Here is a 17558-nt window from a genome sequence, read left to right as displayed (position 1 = left end):
GAGGATTACTGCAGGGCTGCACGCGCCTGCGCCATCTGCGCGTCAGAGAGTGGCAGGTAGCCCGCCTCACTGACCCGACGCTGTCCCTGCGCGGAAAGCACCTGCTGCAGAAACGCGGCCACCAGCGGCGGCAGCGGCTTTCCGGGTGCTTTATTGACATAGAGATAGAGCGGACGCGCCCAGGGATAGCGGCCACTGCGGATAGCCTCCGCATCCGGGGCAATCGCCTGCCCCTGATCGTTCTTCACCGCCAGCATTTTGACGCCGCTGAGATGAAAGCCAAAACTGGCGTAGCCAATACTGCGCGGGTTCCCGGCTACCGCCTGCACCACCGCAGCCGAGCCGGGAAACTCCGCCACGTCGCGGCGAAAATCGCCCTTGCAGAGCGCCTGCTGCTTGAAGAAACCCCAGGTGCCGGAGGCGGAGTTGCGGCCATAGCGCTGAATCGGCCGTTTACGCCACTCAGCGCCGGTTAAGCCAAAATCGCCCCAGAACTGCGGCACGCTGTGTGCACCGCACAGGCGGGTCACTGAAAAAAGGGCATCAAGCTGCGAGGGCGCAATCTGTTGCAGCGGATTGCGCTGGTTGACCACGACGACCAGCGCATCCATGGCCACCGGCACCGCCAGCGGCGGGTAGCCGTAGCGCGCTTCAAACGCCTGGCGTTCATCCGCCTGCATCGGGCGGCTCATCGGGCCGAGTTGCGCCGCCCCCGCCGCCAGCGCGGTCGGGGCCGTAGAGGAGCCGGAGGCCTGCACCTGCACGTTAACGCCCGGAGCCTGGCGGCTGAAATCCTCGCTCCAGAGAGTCATCAGATAGCCCAGCGTATCAGACCCGACACTGCTGAGATTGCCGGCGAGCGTGCCGGGCTGAGCCAGCGCCAGACCCGGCAGCAGCGTAATAAGGAAGAGAAGAAGCAGGCGCATGGCAGAGTTCCGGCAGCGGTTAATGAACGGCATTCTCCTGCATCACGCTGCTGACAATCAACCTTGCCGGCAGCGTAAAGGTAAAGCAGGTCTCCTTATGCGGCACGCTGGTGATATCGAGCCGCGCGTTGTGGTGGCTCAGGGCATGTTTCACAATCGCCAGCCCCAGCCCGCTGCCACCGGTGGCGCGTGAGCGCGCCTTGTCGACCCGGTAGAAGCGCTCGGTCAGCCGCGGGATGTGTTCCGGCGCGATCCCCGGCCCATTGTCACAGACCCGGAAAATCGCGCCCTGTCTGCCGCGCAGCCAGCTGATATCGATCCGCGTGCCCTCTGGCGTGTGGTTCACCGCGTTGTAAACCAGATTGGAGATGGCGCTGCGCAGCTGTTCATCGTTGCCGAACACTTTCAGATGGGGATCGGTGTGGAAATGGATGTCGTGGCGGCCGCCGCTCAGCGTCGCGGCTTCATGCTGCAGCAGTTTCAGCATCACCGGCACATCGACCTTCTCTTTCAGGTCGATCGCCGGGGCCGCTTCGATGCGCGACAGCGTCAGCAGCTGCTTAACCAGACTGTCCATGCGGCGCGTCTGCTCCGACATGGTGTGCAGCGCTTTGCTGCGCGAAGGTTCGCTCATCACCGAGTCGTTCATCATCTCCAGATAGCCCTGCAGCACCGTGAGCGGGGTGCGCAGCTCATGACTGACATTGGCAAAGAAGTTGCGGCGCGCCCCTTCCAGCTGATGCATCTGCGTCACATCGCGCGCCACCAGCAGCCACTGCCCTTCACTGTAGGGCATGACGCGAAATTCCATGTGCAGTTTATTGTTCAGCACCAGCGTCAACGGTTTATCAAAATCGCGCTGGCGAAGATAGCGGGAGAATTCGGGGTAACGCAGCAGGTTGAGGATATTCTGGCCATTATCTTCCGGCCAGCGCAGGCCAAGGTGCTGCTGCGCCAGTCCGTTGCACCAGAAAATGGTGCCCTCTTCGGTGGTGAGGATGACCGCATCCGGCAGCGATTCGGCACCGCTGCGGAAACGCTTGATCAGATTGCCCAGTTCGCGCCGCCGCCGCCGGTTGCGCAGCTGCATCTGGTAAAGCCCATAGAAGAGCGGCTCCCAGCTGGCACGCCCGGCAGGGGGCGTCATGGTGCGGTCGAGCCACAGCCAGTGTGACAGCCGCATCAGATTATGAAAATGCCACAGCAGCACCAGCAGCACGCTCAGCAGCAGCCACCAGGCCAGCCCGCCAAACAGCAGGCCCGGCAGCAGCGCGGGCAGACAGGCCAGCAGCAGTTCTGTCAGTAATCTCTTCCAGGAGAGGCGTTCCAGCACGGTAAAGGCTCCGTTCAGTAGCGGGCAGAGAAACGATACCCTGTTCCGCGAACGGTTTGTACCATGCGATCGTGGCCGGAGATCTCCAGCGCTTTACGTAAACGGCGGATGTGGACATCAACGGTGCGATCTTCCACATACACATTGGTGCCCCAGACGTGGTTCAGCAGCTGTTCGCGGCTGTAAACGCGCTCCGGGTGCGTCATAAAGAAGTGCAGCAGCTTATATTCGGTCGGGCCCATCTCCAGTGGCGTGGTTTCGGACATCACGCGATGCGACGAGGGGTCCAGACTCAGCCCCTGCATCTCGATCACCTCTTCCACCGCCATTGGTGAAATACGGCGCATCACCGCTTTAATGCGCGCCATCAGCTCTTTGGGGGAAAAAGGCTTGGTAATGTAGTCATCCGCGCCCACTTCCAGCCCGCGCACCCGATCTTCCTCTTCGCCACGGGCGGTCAGCATCATGACCGGAATGTCGCGCGTCATCGCCTCACGCTTCAGGTGTTTGATAAACTGAATGCCGCTGCCGCCCGGTAACATCCAGTCCAGCAGAATCAGATCGGGCCAGGGTTCGATCAGCCTGGCCACGGCGCTGTCATAATCTTCCGCCTCGATTGGCTGATAGTCGTTCTGCTCCAGAACAAAACACAACATTTCACGGATGGGGGCTTCATCCTCCACAACCAAAATGCGCTTAGCCATTATTTCTCCTGCTGATTATGACGGCTGTCACTGAGATTCGCGGCGCCATTATGCGTCAGATTTGTGACACTTTTATGAAAAACATAACCTGCCTGTAACCACATAGGTAATCAATTATGACAGTGCAGCGACTCTTTTTTGCTTTGGCCGCAGAGCCAGTATAATCGCCGGGCGAATCACAACGGCAGGGACTCATCATGCGCATTATTCACACTGCGGACTGGCATCTGGGGCAGTTCTTCTACAACAAAAGCCGGGCGGCCGAACATCAGGCGTTTCTCGACTGGCTGTTGATCCAGATTGAACAGCATCAGGTGGATGCGCTGATAATTGCGGGCGATCTGTTTGATACCGGCACGCCGCCCAGCTACGCGCGCGAAATGTTCAACCGTTTTGTGGTGGCGCTGCAGCCCAGCGGCTGTCAGCTGATTGTGCTGGCGGGCAACCACGACTCCGTGGCGACGCTGAATGAGTCGCGCGAGCTGCTCGCCTGTCTCAATACCCGGGTGATCGCCACCCCGCAGGACGATGATGTGCTGCTGCTCAACACCCGTCAGGGTGAACCGGGGGCGCTGCTCTGTGCGATTCCCTACCTGCGCCCGCGCGACATCCTGCGCAGCCGGGCGGGTCAGTCGGGACGCGACAAGCAGACCTCGCTGCTGGAGGCGATCGCTCACCACTATCAGCAGCGTTTCGCCGCAGCACAGGCACTGGGCCATGCGCTGCCGGTGATCGCCACCGGCCATCTCACCACCGTCGGCGTCAGCCAGAGCGATTCGGTGCGTGACATCTATATCGGCACGCTGGACGCCTTCCCGGCCAGCGCCTTCCCCGCCGCCGACTACATTGCGCTGGGCCATATTCATCGCGCGCAGCGCGTCGCCGGCAGCGAGCATATCCGCTACAGCGGCTCACCGATCCCGCTGAGTTTTGATGAGCTGAGCAGTGAAAAAAGCGTCTTCCTGCTGGAGCTGACGGCCAGCGGCCTGCAGGCGGTCACCCCGCTGGTGGTGCCGCAGACTCAGCCGATGCAGGCGCTGAAAGGATCGCTGGCGCAGATTGCTGAACAGTTAAACGCCTTCAGCGGGCAGCAGCCGGAGAAACCGATCTGGCTCGATATCGAAGTCACGACCCAGGAGTACCTCAGCGATCTGCAACGGCAGGTGGAAACGCTGACCGCCACGCTGCCCGTCGAGGTGCTGCTGTTGCGCCGCAGCCGTGAACAGCGGCAGCAGAGCCTGGCGCGGCTTGACAATGAAACCCTGAGCGAGCTGAAGGTGGAAGAGGTCTTCGCCCGCCGGCTGGCGCTGGATGAGGGCTTAGAGGCGGAGCAGATCGATCAGATGACCACCCTGTTTCGTCAGACGCTGGCCGCCATGGAAGAGACCCAATGAAGATCCTTACGCTACGTTTTAAAAATCTGAATGCCCTGCGCGGTGAATGGTTTATCGATTTCCGCGCCGAACCTTTTGCCAGCAACGGCCTGTTCGCCATTACCGGTGCCACCGGTGCCGGGAAAACCACCCTGCTGGACGCTATCTGCCTGGCGCTCTACCACCAGACGCCGCGCCTGGGCGCGATCTCTCAGAGCCAGAACCCGCTGATGACCCGCGACTGCGCGGAGTGTCTGGCTGAGGTGGAGTTTGAGATTAAGGGTGAAGCCTGGCGCGCCTTCTGGAGTCAGAACCGCGCGCGCGGTGCCGCCGACGGCAAGCTGCAGGCCCCGCGCGTTGAGCTGGCACGCTGCGCCGACAACACCATCGTGGCCGATAAGGTGGGTGACAAGCTGAAGCTGACGGAAACCCTCTCCGGGCTCGATTTTGAACGCTTTACCCGCTCGATGATGCTCTCTCAGGGCCAGTTCGCCGCGTTTCTCAATGCCAGAGCCAGTGAACGCGCCGAACTTCTCGAAGAGCTGACCGGCACCGAAATCTACGGCCTGATCTCAGCCGCCATTTATGAGCGCCACAAAGAGGCGAAAACCCAGCTGGACCTGCTGCGCAGCCAGGCAGGCGCGATGACCCTGCTGGAGAGTGAGGCGCGCGAGGCGCTGCAACGGCAGCTGACCGGGCTGACCCAGGCGGAACAGCAGCTCAGCAGCCACTATCAGCAGGCGCAACAGCAACAGCAGTGGCAGCAACAGGCACAGCAGCTGCAGCGGGAGAGTGAGCAGGCGGAGGCGGCGGTGCAGCAGGCCAGCGCGGCCTTACAGGCCGCTGAGCCCGATCGCCAGCGGCTGGTACGCAGCGAACCGGCTGAAAAACTGCGGGGCGCGCTGCAGCAGCGCGACACCCTGCGTACCGAACAGCAGCAGGTCTCGCATCGCTGTCAGCAGCTGACGGATCAGCAGCAGCAGGCGCAGAGCCAGCATCAGCAGCATCAGCAGCGCTATGCGGCCACCCAGCTTGCCCGCCAGCAGGCACAGCAGGAACAGCAGCAGCAGGAGACCCTGCTGACGGAACAGGTGTTGCCGCTGGATCAGCGCATCAGCGCCCTGCAGCAGCACAATGAGGAGCAGCAGCAGGAAAACGCCCGTCAGCAACAGCATCTTGATCAGACTCAGGCAACCCTGGCGGAGCAGACCCGTCAGGTGACCCGCCTGAAGCAGGCGATGGCTGAACAGCATCAGTTACGTGAGCAGTTGACCGATCTGGCGCACTGGGGGGCTTCGCTGCCGCTGTGGCAGGAGAATTTTGCCCTGCTGGCACAGCGTGAAGCGACGCTGGCGGGACTGACGCAACAGCGCAATCAGCAGCAGCAGCAGATCGCCACGCAGCAGGCGGAACAGCAGCAGCAGGCCCGACAGGCACTGCCGCGCCAGCAGGCGGAGCAGCAGGCCCGCGAGTCGCTATCGCAGGCGGAGCAAGCACTAACTTCGCTTCAGGAGCAGCATCCGCCTGCCGCACTGCGTCAGGCATTAAGCCAGTTGCAGAGCAGCCGTCCGGCGCGTCAGCAACTGCTGCTGCTCTCAACGCAGTGGCAGCCGCTGCACCAGCAGCTGGATCAGCGCCAGCAAAGGCTACACGCGCTGGAAAAAGCGCATCAGCAGAGTGAAGCGGAATTGCAGACGCTGCGTGAGACGTGGAAACGCGAAAAACAGCAGCTGGATGATGTGGAAAAAATCTGCGCGCTGGAGCAGCAGATTGTCGATCTCAGCGACTACCGCGCCCGGCTCACCGCCGATCAGCCCTGCCCGCTGTGCGGCTCCTGCACCCATCCCGCCGTCGGGGCCTACAGCACACTGGAAGTCAGTGCTAATCAGCAGCGCCGGGCTGCGCTGCAACAACAAACCGAGGCACTGCGCGAAGCGGGCACGGCAAAAAACGAACAGCTGAAGCAGTCTGCGGTACAGCAGCAGACGCTGCGCGAGGAAATCGCCGGGATGCAGCAACAGCTTGAGCAGCTTGAGCAGCAATGGCAGGTTCTGAGCGGTGAGCTGGCACTTACTTTCCCGCTTGCAGATCGCGAGGCCTTAGCCACGTGGCAGCAGCAGCAAAGCGACCGTGAAAGTCAGCTTGAGCAGCAGCGACAGGCTCAGGAAGCCGCAAGCCAGGCCCTTCAGGCTGCGAAAGATCACCATCTTCAGCAGCTACAGGCCTGGCAGCAGCAGCAGCAGGCCGAACAGCTGGCGCAGCAGTCGCTGACCAGCCTGCTACAGGCGCTGGATGTGCTGCAACAGCACCAGCAGCAGGAACAGCAGGCCTGGGAGCAGTTGCAGAGCCGTCTGGAGCAGCAGTTCAGCGCACACCATCTTGCCCTGCCCGCTGCCGCCGATCGCGCTGCGTGGCTGGCGGAACAACAGCGGCGCTGGCAGCGCTGGCAGGAGAGTGAGCAGTTGCTCGCTAACCTGCAGCCACAGCTGTTGAAAGGAGAAACCCAGCTCACTGCCCTGCAGCAGCAGGCTGAACAGGAACAGCAGCAGCTCACGACTCGTCAGCAGCAGCAGCAGCAGAGCCAGGCGCAGCTCAGCGAAATGCGTCAACATCGTCTGGCGCTGTTTGGCGATCGCGAGGTCACCCTCGCCCGTCAGCAGCTGCAGGCCCGCGTTCAGCACGCCGATGAACAGCTGGCACAGCAGCTCACCGCGCTGCAACAGGCGCAGGCCGAGGTCAGTCGCCTGCAGGGTGAGCTGGCGGGGCTGGAAAATCAGCGTCAGACCCTCAGCAGCAAACTGGCAGAGGCGGAAAGCACACTGCAGCAGGCACTGGCGCGCGCCGGATTTGCCGATGAAGCCAGCCTGCGCGCGGCGCTGCTGGATGAGCAGAGTGCGCTGCAACTGCGCCAGCAGCTGCAGCAGCTCGATCAGCAGTACCAGCAGCAGCAGGCGCGACGGGCGGATCTGCGTCAGCGGCTCAGCACCCATCAGCAGGCAAAGCCCGACGCGATGCCGGAATCTGCCGAGGCGCTGGCGCAGCAGCTGGAGCAGTTGCGGCTGGCGCTGCGCGACAACGCCAGCCAGCAGGGTCAGATTCAGCAGCAGCTGCACAGCGACGCCAGCCTGCGTGCCCGGCAGCAGAGTCTGATGACACAGATAGAACAGGATGGGGTGGCGCTGGCACAGTGGAGCCTGCTCAACGACCTGATCGGCTCCGCCAGCGGCGATAAATTCCGGCGTTTCGCCCAGGGGCTGACGCTGGATCATCTGGTCGCGCTCGCTAACCGTCAGCTTGACCGGCTGCATGGACGCTATCTGCTGCAGCGGCGGGCGCAGGATCAGCTGGAGCTGGATGTGGTTGACACCTGGCAGGCTGATGCCGCACGCGATACCCGCACCCTGTCGGGCGGGGAGAGCTTCCTGGTCAGTCTGGCGCTGGCCCTGGCGTTATCCGATCTGGTGAGCCACAAAACGCGCATCGAATCGCTGTTTCTGGATGAAGGATTCGGCACGCTGGATGCCCAGACGCTCGACACCGCGCTGGATGCCCTGGATGCGCTCAACGCCAGCGGCAAAACCATCGGGGTGATCAGCCACGTTGAGGCGATGAAGGAGCGTATCCCGGTGCAGATTAAAGTGCGCAAGATGAACGGGCTGGGATACAGCCAGCTGGAGCTGCCCCAGGGATAACGGGCACTTTGCAGTAAAATGCCTGCCTTGCTCATCGATCAACTGGCATGAGCATCACAGGGAATTCTGGAGTCCTTTCAGGCAATAAATTACGTAACCTGAGCAGGACTCAAAATTCGCATTGCGTCAGGCGATAGAGATGATTCGATGTTAAGGCAGACTTGCAGATTAATCCTGCTCTACAGAGAGAACCTGTCCCATACCCTATCACTCAGTCACTTCAAAGAGTTTTAATTAAAGCTATCCCCCTTCCCGATCAATTCAGGGCCAGATAATTATGTAGATAATCCAGTTCTCGACGCAGAGAGCAGGAAGCTTACGCATGGAAGATAGTAAAAAAGAAAACCGTTCTTATCATCGCCCAGTCTGGAATGACAACGGGCAGTGTCATTTCGAACTCACCTATCACCCGAAAGAAGAAAATCATGTGGCGGTTTGTCTGATGCCACCAACTAAAGTCATTCCGGTGATCTTCATTCCGGGAGTGATGGGGTCAAACCTCAAAAATAAAAATAGCGAAGTTTGGCAATTCAGCGCCTCATCTCTAAAAAAGTGGCTATTGGCCAGCGCAGAAAAAAGAAAGTTTTTGCTGGATCCGAAAACCTCGATGGTTGATGACAGCGGAAAAATCTTTAACGACGGAGCGGATGGAAAAAAATTTCCTTCCCGACGGAAGCGCGGATGGGGAAGCGCGTTTTACTTTAGCTATGGCGAGGCGCTTGACCGGCTGCAGTACCTGCTAAGTGACGACGATATTCTGCTGGACAACTATTTCAGGGAGGAGAAGTTACAGACTGCACGACAGCGCTTCGTTGGCGTCAGGATAGGCGAAGAACCGGAGGACCAGACACTGACCGAAGAGGAAGCCACACACGGTCACCGGTTTTTATTTCCACTGCACGTATTCGGTTATAACTGGCTGCAGTCAAACGCGGATTCAGCCAGGGAGCTGGGCAAATATATCAGCGATGTGCTGAGGGAATATTACGGCCGCCTGGCTGTGAACAAAGTTATTCTGGTGACCCACTCAATGGGAGGACTTGTCGCGCGGCACTACTCAGAAAATATGAACGGTCAGGAGAATATTCTGGGAATAGTTCATGGCGTAATGCCCGATCTGGGTTCGCCTGCCGCCTACCGTCGCATGAAAATCGGCGAACGCGGTCTTATCGGAATGATCATCGGGGACAGCGCAGAAAAGCTCATGCCGGTGCTGGCACAATCCCCCGGGCCTTTACAGTTGCTGCCGGGTACAGCGTATGGTCCGGGTTGGCTGAAAATCGAAGAAGATGGTGCACGACTGTCTCTACCGCTGGGCGATCCATATGATGAGATTTACCTAAATAAAAGGGACTGGTGGCGGCTGTGCGAGCAGGATTTACTGCTGGATGATGCGGACCAAGAGTGGGTGTCGTACTTAAAGCGAGTTAAAGTGGATGTTAGAAAATTCATCGAGGAATTAAGTAACAAATATCACCCACAAACCTGGCTGTTTTACGGCGCGAGTGCGGACAATCCGTCTGATGCGTCCCTGACGTGGAAAGAGCGGATACCACTTCGCGTGAGGGAGGCGCAGAGAGTCCGGATTGATGCTGGCGATCCTTTTGAGCTGTCCCCGTTAAGAACTCACGAGCTGATTTCTTCCGGCACGCCTGGCGATGGCACCGTACCAGTGACCGCAATCCGAACCACATCCCCTCACATTCATGGCGCGCTGGCAACCGATGTTGACCATGAAGGTGCCTATGCAACTGCGCCCGTGGATCGCTCGCGGTCGGTTTACAGCGACCTGTCGGACGCCCTGGTGTTCACGGTCCGCGCTGTGGTGAAAATTGTACAGCAGGTGCCTGCACCATGAAAAAACCGCCTCTACAGCTGCTCTTCCCGCTGACAATCGTGCTCCTGGCGGCAGGATTCTATATTCACAACTACGTGACGTTTGTGCATACGCCATCAGCGTTGACGGACAAGGAAAAACGTATGGTCGATACCCTGTTTGCCACCACCAGAACCCAGTGTGTGGGCCGCTATATATTTGAGGCTCCTGCCTCTTTTGAAAATACCCTAACGGATCGCGCTCAGATTAATGACGTCAGCATCAGCAGCAGGCGGCTCTACCCGCCGGCGTTTGCACAGCGTATCCGGCTGCGGGAGCAGGAACTGAAAAGTAGCCTCACCGTTGATCCAGCAGATATGCCTTTTCTCAAGCAGGCGTACCGCCTTAATGAGAATGCGGTGATTTTTGACCGTAATAAAAATGAGAGTGCAGCTGGGTTTGGTCGTGTTTTAGAAGGACACCTGTACGCTGACGGGGTGGCATTTATTCTTACTCAGGAGATTCTCGATTTATCTGACCCAAAGTATCAAAAAGATAAGGAAGACTTTATCAAGGCTGGCGTCAGTGTGGGTTCTCTTAACACTAAACCCCAGAAGCTGGCCGAGCTGCAGGATTTGATGTCCCGCCTGAGCGGGCGAAAAGATGATGAAATCCCGACTCAGCCGGGCACCTGCATTTCACAGGGGTTTATCCGCGACGGTAAGGGGAAGCCCCAGGAAGATATCACCTTCATTTACCGCCATAACCCGATCTTTTCTTTCGTCGTCTGGAGCAACAATGCCTTAAAAGAGAGTACTGACATGATGGAGCGAAGCGGTGAAATCCAGTCTTATCTTTCAGCAATTAACGCCAGAACGCTGCGCAAGGGTAAAGCACAGATTGCTGGCTTTGAGGCCAGTGAATGGCTTGCCACTGCGCCTTCAGAGGATTCTCCGGATAATCCGACAGCACAGTTATTGTTTACCGCCGCAGCCAATGAGAAAACAGCGGACTTCAGGCACCCCAATCTTGACCTGACACTCAGCAACCACGCCCTGCCTCCGCCGGCTTACAGCGAAGCAGAGCTGGTGGAGATATGGGACCGCATCACCCGCTCCTTCCGCATCAGAAATAATGCGTTCTGAGCCAGAGATGAGAAGCGACCGATGCGTTTCTGACGCGAGTTTACAGCGATTAGCGGGATGCCCTGATTTCAGGGTCTGCTCGCCCATACCCATTGTCCGGCAGGTGCCTGCACCATGAAAACCCCCCCTCTGCAGCTGCTCTTCCCGCTGACAATCGTGCTGCTGGCGGCAGGATTCTATATTCACAACTACGTAACGTTTGTGCATACGCCATCAGCGTTAACGGACAGGGAAAAACTTAGGGTCGATACCCTGTTTGCCACCACCAGAACCCAGTGTGTGGGCCGCTATATATTTGAGGCTCCTGCCTCTTTTGAAAATACCCTCACGGATCGCGCTCAGATTAATGACGTCAGCATCAGCAGCAGGCGGCTCTACCCGCCGGCGTTTGCACAGCGTATCCGGCTGCGGGAGCAGGAACTGAAAAAAGGGCACACGGTAAGAGAAGTCGATCAGCCTTTTCTTAAGCAGGTTTACTCGCTGGGTGAGAATGCAGTGATATTTGACCGCAACAGAAATGAGAGCGTACCGGGGTTTGGTCGCATACTTGAGGGTCATCTGTATGTCGATGGAGTGGCATTTACCCTCGTTCAAGAAATCAATGATTTGTCAGATCCGAAGTATAAGGAAAATAAGGAAAGTTTAATCAGGGCTGGTGTAAACATAGATTCTCTTAACACTAAACCCCAGAAGCTGGCCGAGCTGCAGGATTTGATGTCCCGCCTGAGCGGGCGAAAAGATGATGAAATCCCGACTCAGCCGGGCACCTGTATTTCACAGGGCTTTATCCGCGACGGTAAGGGAAAGCCACAGGAAGATATCACCTTCACTTATCCCCATAATCAGGTCTTTTCTTTCGTCGTCTGGAGCAACAATGCCTTAAAAGAGAGCACTGACATGATGGAGCGAAGCGGTGAAATCCAGTCTTATCTTTCAGCAATTAACGCCAGAACGCTGCGCAAGGGTAAAGCACAGATTGCTGGCTTTGAGGCCAGTGAATGGCTTGCCACTGCGCCTTCAGAGGATTCTCCGGATAATCCGACAGCACAGTTATTGTTTACCGCCGCAGCCAATGAGAAAACAGCGGACTTCAGGCACCCCAATCTTGACCTGACACTCAGCAACCACGCCCTGCCACCCCCGGCTTACAGCGAGGCAGAGCTGGTGGAGATATGGGACCGCATCACCCGCTCCTTCCGCGTCAGAAATAATGCGTTCTGATTAACAGGTGCCCGACTCAGTCTGATCAGCTAACGCTGACGGCCTTGTAACGTGGGCCGGTAAGTAACCCGCCCTGCTTGTGATACGCCAGCGGGCGATTAGTGGTCAGTCCGGCCACTGTATGCGCTCTATCCGTCACGCTGTCAGAGATCTGTTTGTTCGCCGCATTGACCAGAATGCCGACCAGTCCATTTTTGGCATTGTTGCTTTGTTGATTGTCGGTGGCCTTGGCGGCCCCCTGCCAGATCTCTTTGCCGCTGCGCAGATCCACCAGGCGGGCTTTGGCCGTCACGGTGGTCACGCTGTCAATGGCGCGATAGCTGCTGCCATATTCGCCGATCGCGATATAGAGTGCGATATCGGCATGAAAAATCGCATGCCGACGGAGCGCGCTGACTGCCTGGGCGTCAGTAGCGCTGGTCAGGCCATTCTGCTGAAAGGTCTCTTCAGCCACGGCCGCCGCAAAGGCATAGTAACCGGCTTTGGCCAGCGGACGCGGACCAGTGAGGTTAAGCTGTGCGCGGCGTTGATATCCGGCGAGGTGTTATTCGCAGGCTACACCAGAATTGAGGCAGCCTTGCTGGCACGAAACACGGTGTAGTCATACGTTTTTTTGGCTGCCCGCAGCCGGTCAGCAACAGCACCATGAGGGTCCTACCGAGAGCAACCAGTTCTTCACCCTACCACCCCTTGTTTTTTACTCATCAGAAAATCCATGTAAGGTGCCGATTCGGGGAACAACTGTTTCTTGATGGCGAACTGACTGAAGGCCTTGTTGGTATCGCCAGTTTTGGCGTAGAGCAGGCCGAGCTGAGCATGCAGACCTGGAACCTGCGGGGCCTGAATAGCATGGGAGGATTCGGTGGCACAGCCGCTCATCAGCGACGCCGTCAACCGGGAGAGTGCCGCAAAGGCCTGTTTTCTGCCTTTCTCATCCAAAACGTGAAAGAGAGATCGTCCGCATCGGGGCGGTAAATTCTGGTTCTGCTGACAGTCGGAGGAATGCCATAGCATTCAGCAGGCCGGTCTGTAGACTGTCGGCAGCAGACCGGAAGATCTTTAAGGGGAGATGGGCCAGTTAAATGAATTTGATTAATGTAATGAGGCGTATATTGCCGGGTGTGATTGTTGCCATCTCGCTCAGCGCCTGCCAGCAACCTGTAATAAAGCAACGGGATAGCGTGGCAAACCTCTGTCAGCCGGAGAAAGATCCTGACAGCAAATCCTGTCACTGGACGCATCAAATGCAGCCAGTGCTGAACCGGGACTTCCGGGATGCAGCCCGTTATGCGGGCCAGCAATGTCTGGTACGGATGGAATGGCAACGGAGTGGACGTTATGCGGTGACCCAGACCCAGGGTGATGAAGCGCTCTGCCTGCGCGCATGGCAGCTGGTGGCGCAGACCCGCGGCCTTCCGCCACCGCCGGAGCCCGGACAACCCGCGTGGTTCGGCTTTGCGCCGCGCGGTTAGCTGGCCAGCCCCTCCTGACGCCACTGACGCGGACTGATACCGAACCAGCGACGGAACGCGCGCGAAAAAGCACTGACTTCCGAGTAGCCCAGCAGCAGCGCCATTTCTGAAATCGGCAGCTGCTTCTGTTGCAGGTAGTGTGTCGCCATTTCGCAGCGCACCTGATCCACCAGCGCGGTGAAGCTGCTGCCCTCTTCGCGCAGCCGCCGCTGCAGTGACCAGCTCGACAGCCCCAGCTTATCCGCCACCTCTTCCAGCACCGGCTCCCCCTGCATCAGCGACAGATTGACCTGCGAACGCGCCTGCTCAATCATGCTCTGCTGCGACGTGCCGCGATTAAGCCGCCGGATCGCATCCTGCATCACCGTCAGCAGGATCGGATCGCTCTCCGGCATGGCGCGCAGCAGATCCCGCTTCGGGATCACCAGTGAATTGAAGGCCTGATCGAACCAGACCGGCGCATCAAAGACTTTGCAGTGATCGTGCCACTGGCCGGGGCGCGGATGTTCAAAGTGCACTTCGCGCGGCGCCCAGTGTTTGCCCGCCACGTGGCGGATCAGATTCATAAACATGCCCAGCGTCAGCTCCGCATCCTGACGGCGCGACAGAATCGCCCCGTGGCGCACCTGATAGTCGAGCCGCCAGCACTCCCCCTTATCCACCAGACGTGTCAGGGTGTCGTGCTGATGCCAGGGAAACGCGTTGACCACATTGTGCAGCGCCTGTTCCAGCGTGGTGGAACAGAGACCGATGTAGCCAATCAGGCCTAATGACTGCGGTTTAAACTGCCTGCCGTAGTGCAAACCGAAGTTATCAGAACCGGAGTGTCGGGCCGCCTCTTCCAGTACCCGACAGTAGTTAACCAGCCCGAGGCTCAGCGTCGGGCTGGCAAGGCGCTCCGGATCGATGCCGCTGATACCGAAGATGCGGTCCGCGTCGCCGCCCTGAGTATGAATAAAGTCGCTCAGGCCAGTCGCTGCCGCAGCCAGTACGCCGTGATTGCCAGCTTCTGCGGCTGCCGAGCAGGCAGCAAACGCATCGGGCTTGATCAGTGTCGGATTCATGGTCGCCTCTGTGAGTAGAAAGGTGGATCACCCCTGTTACTGACAGCAATTTCCATACCAGTTTCCCGAAGCCAGCCGCAGGCGGCACGGGCGCAACCGCATCCCACATCCCGGCCGCCTCTTCCGCTGCGCCACCCGGCTGTCGGGCACTGTGGCGGCGCAGCGACGCCCGTCGCTGGTGCATCAGACCCCCACCGGCAGTCGCTCCCCCTCCAGATAACGGCGGCAGAGACGCACTGAATGGCTCGCCCACTCGGGTCCCAGACTGCGCGCCATTTCCGTTTCGGCATGCGAACCGACCCACGCGGTGAGCTGAATACGACGCTGAACCAGCAGCGCAGGCAGCATAGCCATCTCCGCATCGCTGATGTGCGCCACCTGCTCATAACCGCGGATCCAGTGATCGATCCACTCCGGGGCGCGCGGATGGTGCTCAACAAAACTGATCGCCGCCGCCAGATCGTGCAGATACCAGCCCAGCCCGCAGTCATCAAAGTCGATCACCCGCGTTTCCCCTTTGTGCAGCAGCAGGTTGGTCAGGCGAAGATCGGCGTGGATCAGGCCGTAACGATCCGATCCCTTCCCGAACTGCGCCATCGCCGCGCCCACCTGCGCAATCGCCTGTTCGACCACGCCGTGATCGGCAGGGTTGAGGTTTGGCGCATCCTGCCAGCGTCCCCAGTGACTCTCCGCGCTGGTCATGGTGTGGTGGTCCCAGATAATGCGCTGAAAGCCCGCTGGCTTTTGCCACTGCTTACTCTGCTGGTGCAGCCGGGCCGTGATCTGCCCCAGCTGCTGAAAGGCGCGGGGATCGACGTCGGTGGTCGGCATCTCGCCCTCGATCCAGTGAAACAGCACCACATAACGCTCGCTGCCATCCGGCAGCCGCAGCGTCAGCACCTGCTCGCCCTCTTTATCCGGCACCGCTTCCGGCACCATGATGCCGGTTTCACGCAGCGCATCGAGCCACTGCAGTTCACTGACGATATCCGCTTTCTGATGGTAATCGCCACGATGCAGCCGCAGCGCATAACGCTGCCCGGCCGCCCTGAGCAGAAACGTGGCGTTCTCCGATCGGCACAGCAGGCTGAGCTGACCCTGCAGCGGATCGGGATAACAGGCCAGCGCCTGCTGCGCCATCAGGGTGAGTTGGGAATCAGTCAGGTTGTCATATTGTTTCGCGCTCATCAGTCCGGCTCCTGGTCACTTGCGTCATTTCAGCATGCGTGGCCAGCGTGTGTGCTGCTTGACTTCAGAGGAGACAAAGTTGACCGCAGCGTACAACTGGCCCGGTTGTTGCGTGTGAGTTGACTCTGGAGAACAGAAGTCACTGCGCTGGCGTCAAGTCGTGGCGCGCAAGGCAGCGGCATCATCCTTCTACTGTAGCGTAATGGCGGTGTAACGCCGCATAAGACCAACAACGACGGGGATGGCAGTTATGACAAACAGACTCAAGCCCACGCTGGGCACCCTGCATCTGTGGGGGATTGCGGTTGGCCTGGTGATCTCAGGCGAATATTTTGGCTGGAGTTATGGCTGGGCGGTGGCGGGCACGCTGGGATTCCTGGTCACCACCGCACTGATCGCCACGCTTTACACCTGTTTTATCTTCAGCTTCACCGAACTGACCACCGCGATCCCCCATGCGGGCGGGCCGTTTGCCTACAGTCGCCGCGCCTTTGGCGAAACCGGCGGGCTGATTGCCGGTCTGGCGACGCTGATTGAGTTTGTCTTTGCGCCACCGGCGATTGCCATGGCGATTGGGGCCTATCTTAACGTGCAGTATCCCGACCTTAACCCGAAAACCGCCGCCGTCGGCGCCTACCTGCTGTTTATGACGCTGAATATCCTCGGCGTAAAACTGGCCGCGATGTTCGAACTGGTGGTGACGGTGCTGGCGGTGATCGAACTGCTGGTGTTTATGGGCGTGGTCTCTCCCGGTTTCAGCCTGGCGAACTTCGCCGCACACGGCTGGGCGGGCAGCGACAGCTTCGGACTGCCCGCCTTCTCCGGCATTTTCGCCGCGATTCCTTTTGCCATCTGGTTTTTCCTCGCGATTGAAGGCGCGGCAATGGCGGCGGAAGAGGCAAAAGATCCCACGCGAACCATTCCCCGCGCCTACATCAGCGGCATTCTGACGCTGGTGGTGCTGGCGATTGGCGTGATGCTGATGGCGGGCGGTGCGGGCGACTGGCGCAAACTGGCTGACATTAACGATCCGCTGCCGCAGGCGATGAAAATGATCGTCGGGGAGCACTCAAACTGGATGCACATGCTGGTCTGGATCGGCCTGTTTGGCCTGATTGCCAGCTTTCACGGCATTATTCTCGGCTACTCACGGCAGTTCTTTGCGCTGGCCCGCGCGGGTTATCTGCCTCCTGCCCTGGCAAAACTGTCGCGTTTTCAGACCCCGCATCGCGCCATCATTACCGGCGGCGTGCTGGGCATTGCGGCCATCTACAGCGATGGCGTGATCAATCTGCAGGGGATGACACTGACGGCGGCGATGATCACCATGGCGGTGTTTGGTGCCATCGTGATGTACATCATGAGCATGCTCAGCCTCTTCCGGCTGCGCCGCAGCGCGCCGGAGATGGCACGCAGTTTCCGTGCGCCGGGCTATCCGATTGTGCCGGGCATCGCCCTGCTGCTGTCGGTCATCTGTCTGCTGGCCATGCTGTGGTTCAACCCGGTGATTGGCGCGCTGTTTGTCGCCATTATGGTGGTGGGCTATCTCTATTTCCTTGCGACCAAAGCGCAGCGCGGACGCGCCCCGCAGGACAGTATGCTGGTGGGCGAGTAAACCGGCATA

13 protein-coding genes and 1 pseudogene are annotated in these 17558 nt (G+C 59.1%); 7 read left to right on the top strand and 7 right to left on the bottom strand.

Going from position 1 to position 17558, the window contains the following annotated elements; genetic code table 11:
* Nucleotides 1-5 precede the first annotated feature (5 nt).
* From OXR04_RS15320 to phoB, 3 genes are read right to left on the bottom strand one after another with little or no spacing between them, the layout of a single operon-like run.
* Nucleotides 6-926: a PstS family phosphate ABC transporter substrate-binding protein gene (locus tag OXR04_RS15320; protein WP_267372066.1), complete on the bottom strand. Its 921-nt coding sequence runs from the start codon at nt 924-926 to the stop codon at nt 6-8.
* Nucleotides 927-945: 19 nt separating this feature from the next.
* Nucleotides 946-2259, bottom strand: coding sequence for a phosphate regulon sensor histidine kinase PhoR (phoR, locus tag OXR04_RS15315; protein WP_046101344.1), 1314 nt, complete (start codon nt 2257-2259; stop codon nt 946-948).
* Nucleotides 2260-2273: 14 nt separating this feature from the next.
* Complete coding sequence (gene phoB / locus OXR04_RS15310; protein ID WP_009091780.1) at nt 2274-2963, bottom strand: phosphate response regulator transcription factor PhoB; 690 nt, start codon at nt 2961-2963, stop codon at nt 2274-2276.
* A 197-nt stretch (nt 2964-3160) separates the two neighbouring features.
* Here phoB and sbcD point away from each other — a divergent pair, with 197 nt between their 5' ends.
* The 5 genes from sbcD (at nt 3161) to OXR04_RS15285 (ending at nt 12210) form a co-directional block, all read left to right on the top strand.
* Complete coding sequence (gene sbcD, locus OXR04_RS15305) at nt 3161-4357, top strand: exonuclease subunit SbcD (protein WP_046101343.1); 1197 nt, start codon at nt 3161-3163, stop codon at nt 4355-4357.
* Nucleotides 4354-8028: an SbcC/MukB-like Walker B domain-containing protein gene (locus tag OXR04_RS15300; RefSeq protein ID WP_267372067.1), complete on the top strand. Its 3675-nt coding sequence runs from the start codon at nt 4354-4356 to the stop codon at nt 8026-8028. Before sbcD ends, OXR04_RS15300 begins: the two co-directional genes overlap by 4 nt.
* Nucleotides 8029-8350: 322 nt before the next feature.
* A complete protein-coding gene (locus OXR04_RS15295) occupies nt 8351-9886 on the top strand; it encodes an alpha/beta hydrolase family protein (protein ID WP_267372069.1) in 1536 nt (511 codons plus the stop codon).
* Nucleotides 9883-10989 (top strand): T6SS immunity protein Tli4 family protein, encoded by a 1107-nt coding sequence (locus OXR04_RS15290; RefSeq protein ID WP_267372071.1) that lies wholly within the window; start codon nt 9883-9885, stop codon nt 10987-10989. Before OXR04_RS15295 ends, OXR04_RS15290 begins: the two co-directional genes overlap by 4 nt.
* A 114-nt stretch (nt 10990-11103) precedes the next feature.
* Nucleotides 11104-12210, top strand: a complete 1107-nt coding sequence (locus OXR04_RS15285; protein ID WP_267372074.1) for a T6SS immunity protein Tli4 family protein — start codon at nt 11104-11106, stop codon at nt 12208-12210.
* 25 nt (nt 12211-12235) lie between these two features.
* On the opposite strand, the pseudogene OXR04_RS15280 reads toward OXR04_RS15285, so the two are convergent.
* Nucleotides 12236-12857 (bottom strand): annotated as a pseudogene (locus OXR04_RS15280) (GNA1162 family protein).
* 28 nt (nt 12858-12885) lie between these two features.
* Nucleotides 12886-13224: a DUF4810 domain-containing protein gene (locus OXR04_RS15275; protein ID WP_258195928.1), complete on the bottom strand. Its 339-nt coding sequence runs from the start codon at nt 13222-13224 to the stop codon at nt 12886-12888.
* An 86-nt stretch (nt 13225-13310) separates the two neighbouring features.
* Here OXR04_RS15275 and OXR04_RS15270 point away from each other — a divergent pair, with 86 nt between their 5' ends.
* On the top strand, nt 13311-13682 hold the full coding sequence (locus tag OXR04_RS15270) for a cell envelope integrity TolA C-terminal domain-containing protein (RefSeq protein ID WP_267372075.1): 372 nt from the start codon (nt 13311-13313) through the stop codon (nt 13680-13682).
* Here OXR04_RS15270 and OXR04_RS15265 read toward each other — a convergent pair.
* Nucleotides 13679-14746, bottom strand: coding sequence for an AraC family transcriptional regulator (locus OXR04_RS15265; RefSeq protein ID WP_267372077.1), 1068 nt, complete (start codon nt 14744-14746; stop codon nt 13679-13681). The genes OXR04_RS15270 and OXR04_RS15265 overlap by 4 nt on opposite strands.
* A gap of 183 nt (nt 14747-14929) precedes the next feature.
* The gene (locus tag OXR04_RS15260; protein ID WP_009091791.1) at nt 14930-15934 is read right to left on the bottom strand and encodes a phosphotransferase; all 1005 of its coding nucleotides are present in this window, start codon (nt 15932-15934) and stop codon (nt 14930-14932) included.
* Nucleotides 15935-16184: 250 nt separating this feature from the next.
* Between OXR04_RS15260 and eat the strand changes: the two genes are divergently transcribed.
* Nucleotides 16185-17549, top strand: coding sequence for an ethanolamine permease (gene eat / locus OXR04_RS15255; RefSeq protein WP_140923324.1), 1365 nt, complete (start codon nt 16185-16187; stop codon nt 17547-17549).
* The last annotated feature ends 9 nt before the right edge of the window (nt 17550-17558 follow it).

Origin of the sequence: Pantoea sp. GM_Pan_3, from assembly GCF_026541045.1 — a bacterium.
GTDB classification, from domain to species: domain Bacteria; phylum Pseudomonadota; class Gammaproteobacteria; order Enterobacterales; family Enterobacteriaceae; genus Pantoea; species Pantoea anthophila.
This window is presented reverse-complemented; position numbering and strand designations above follow the sequence as displayed.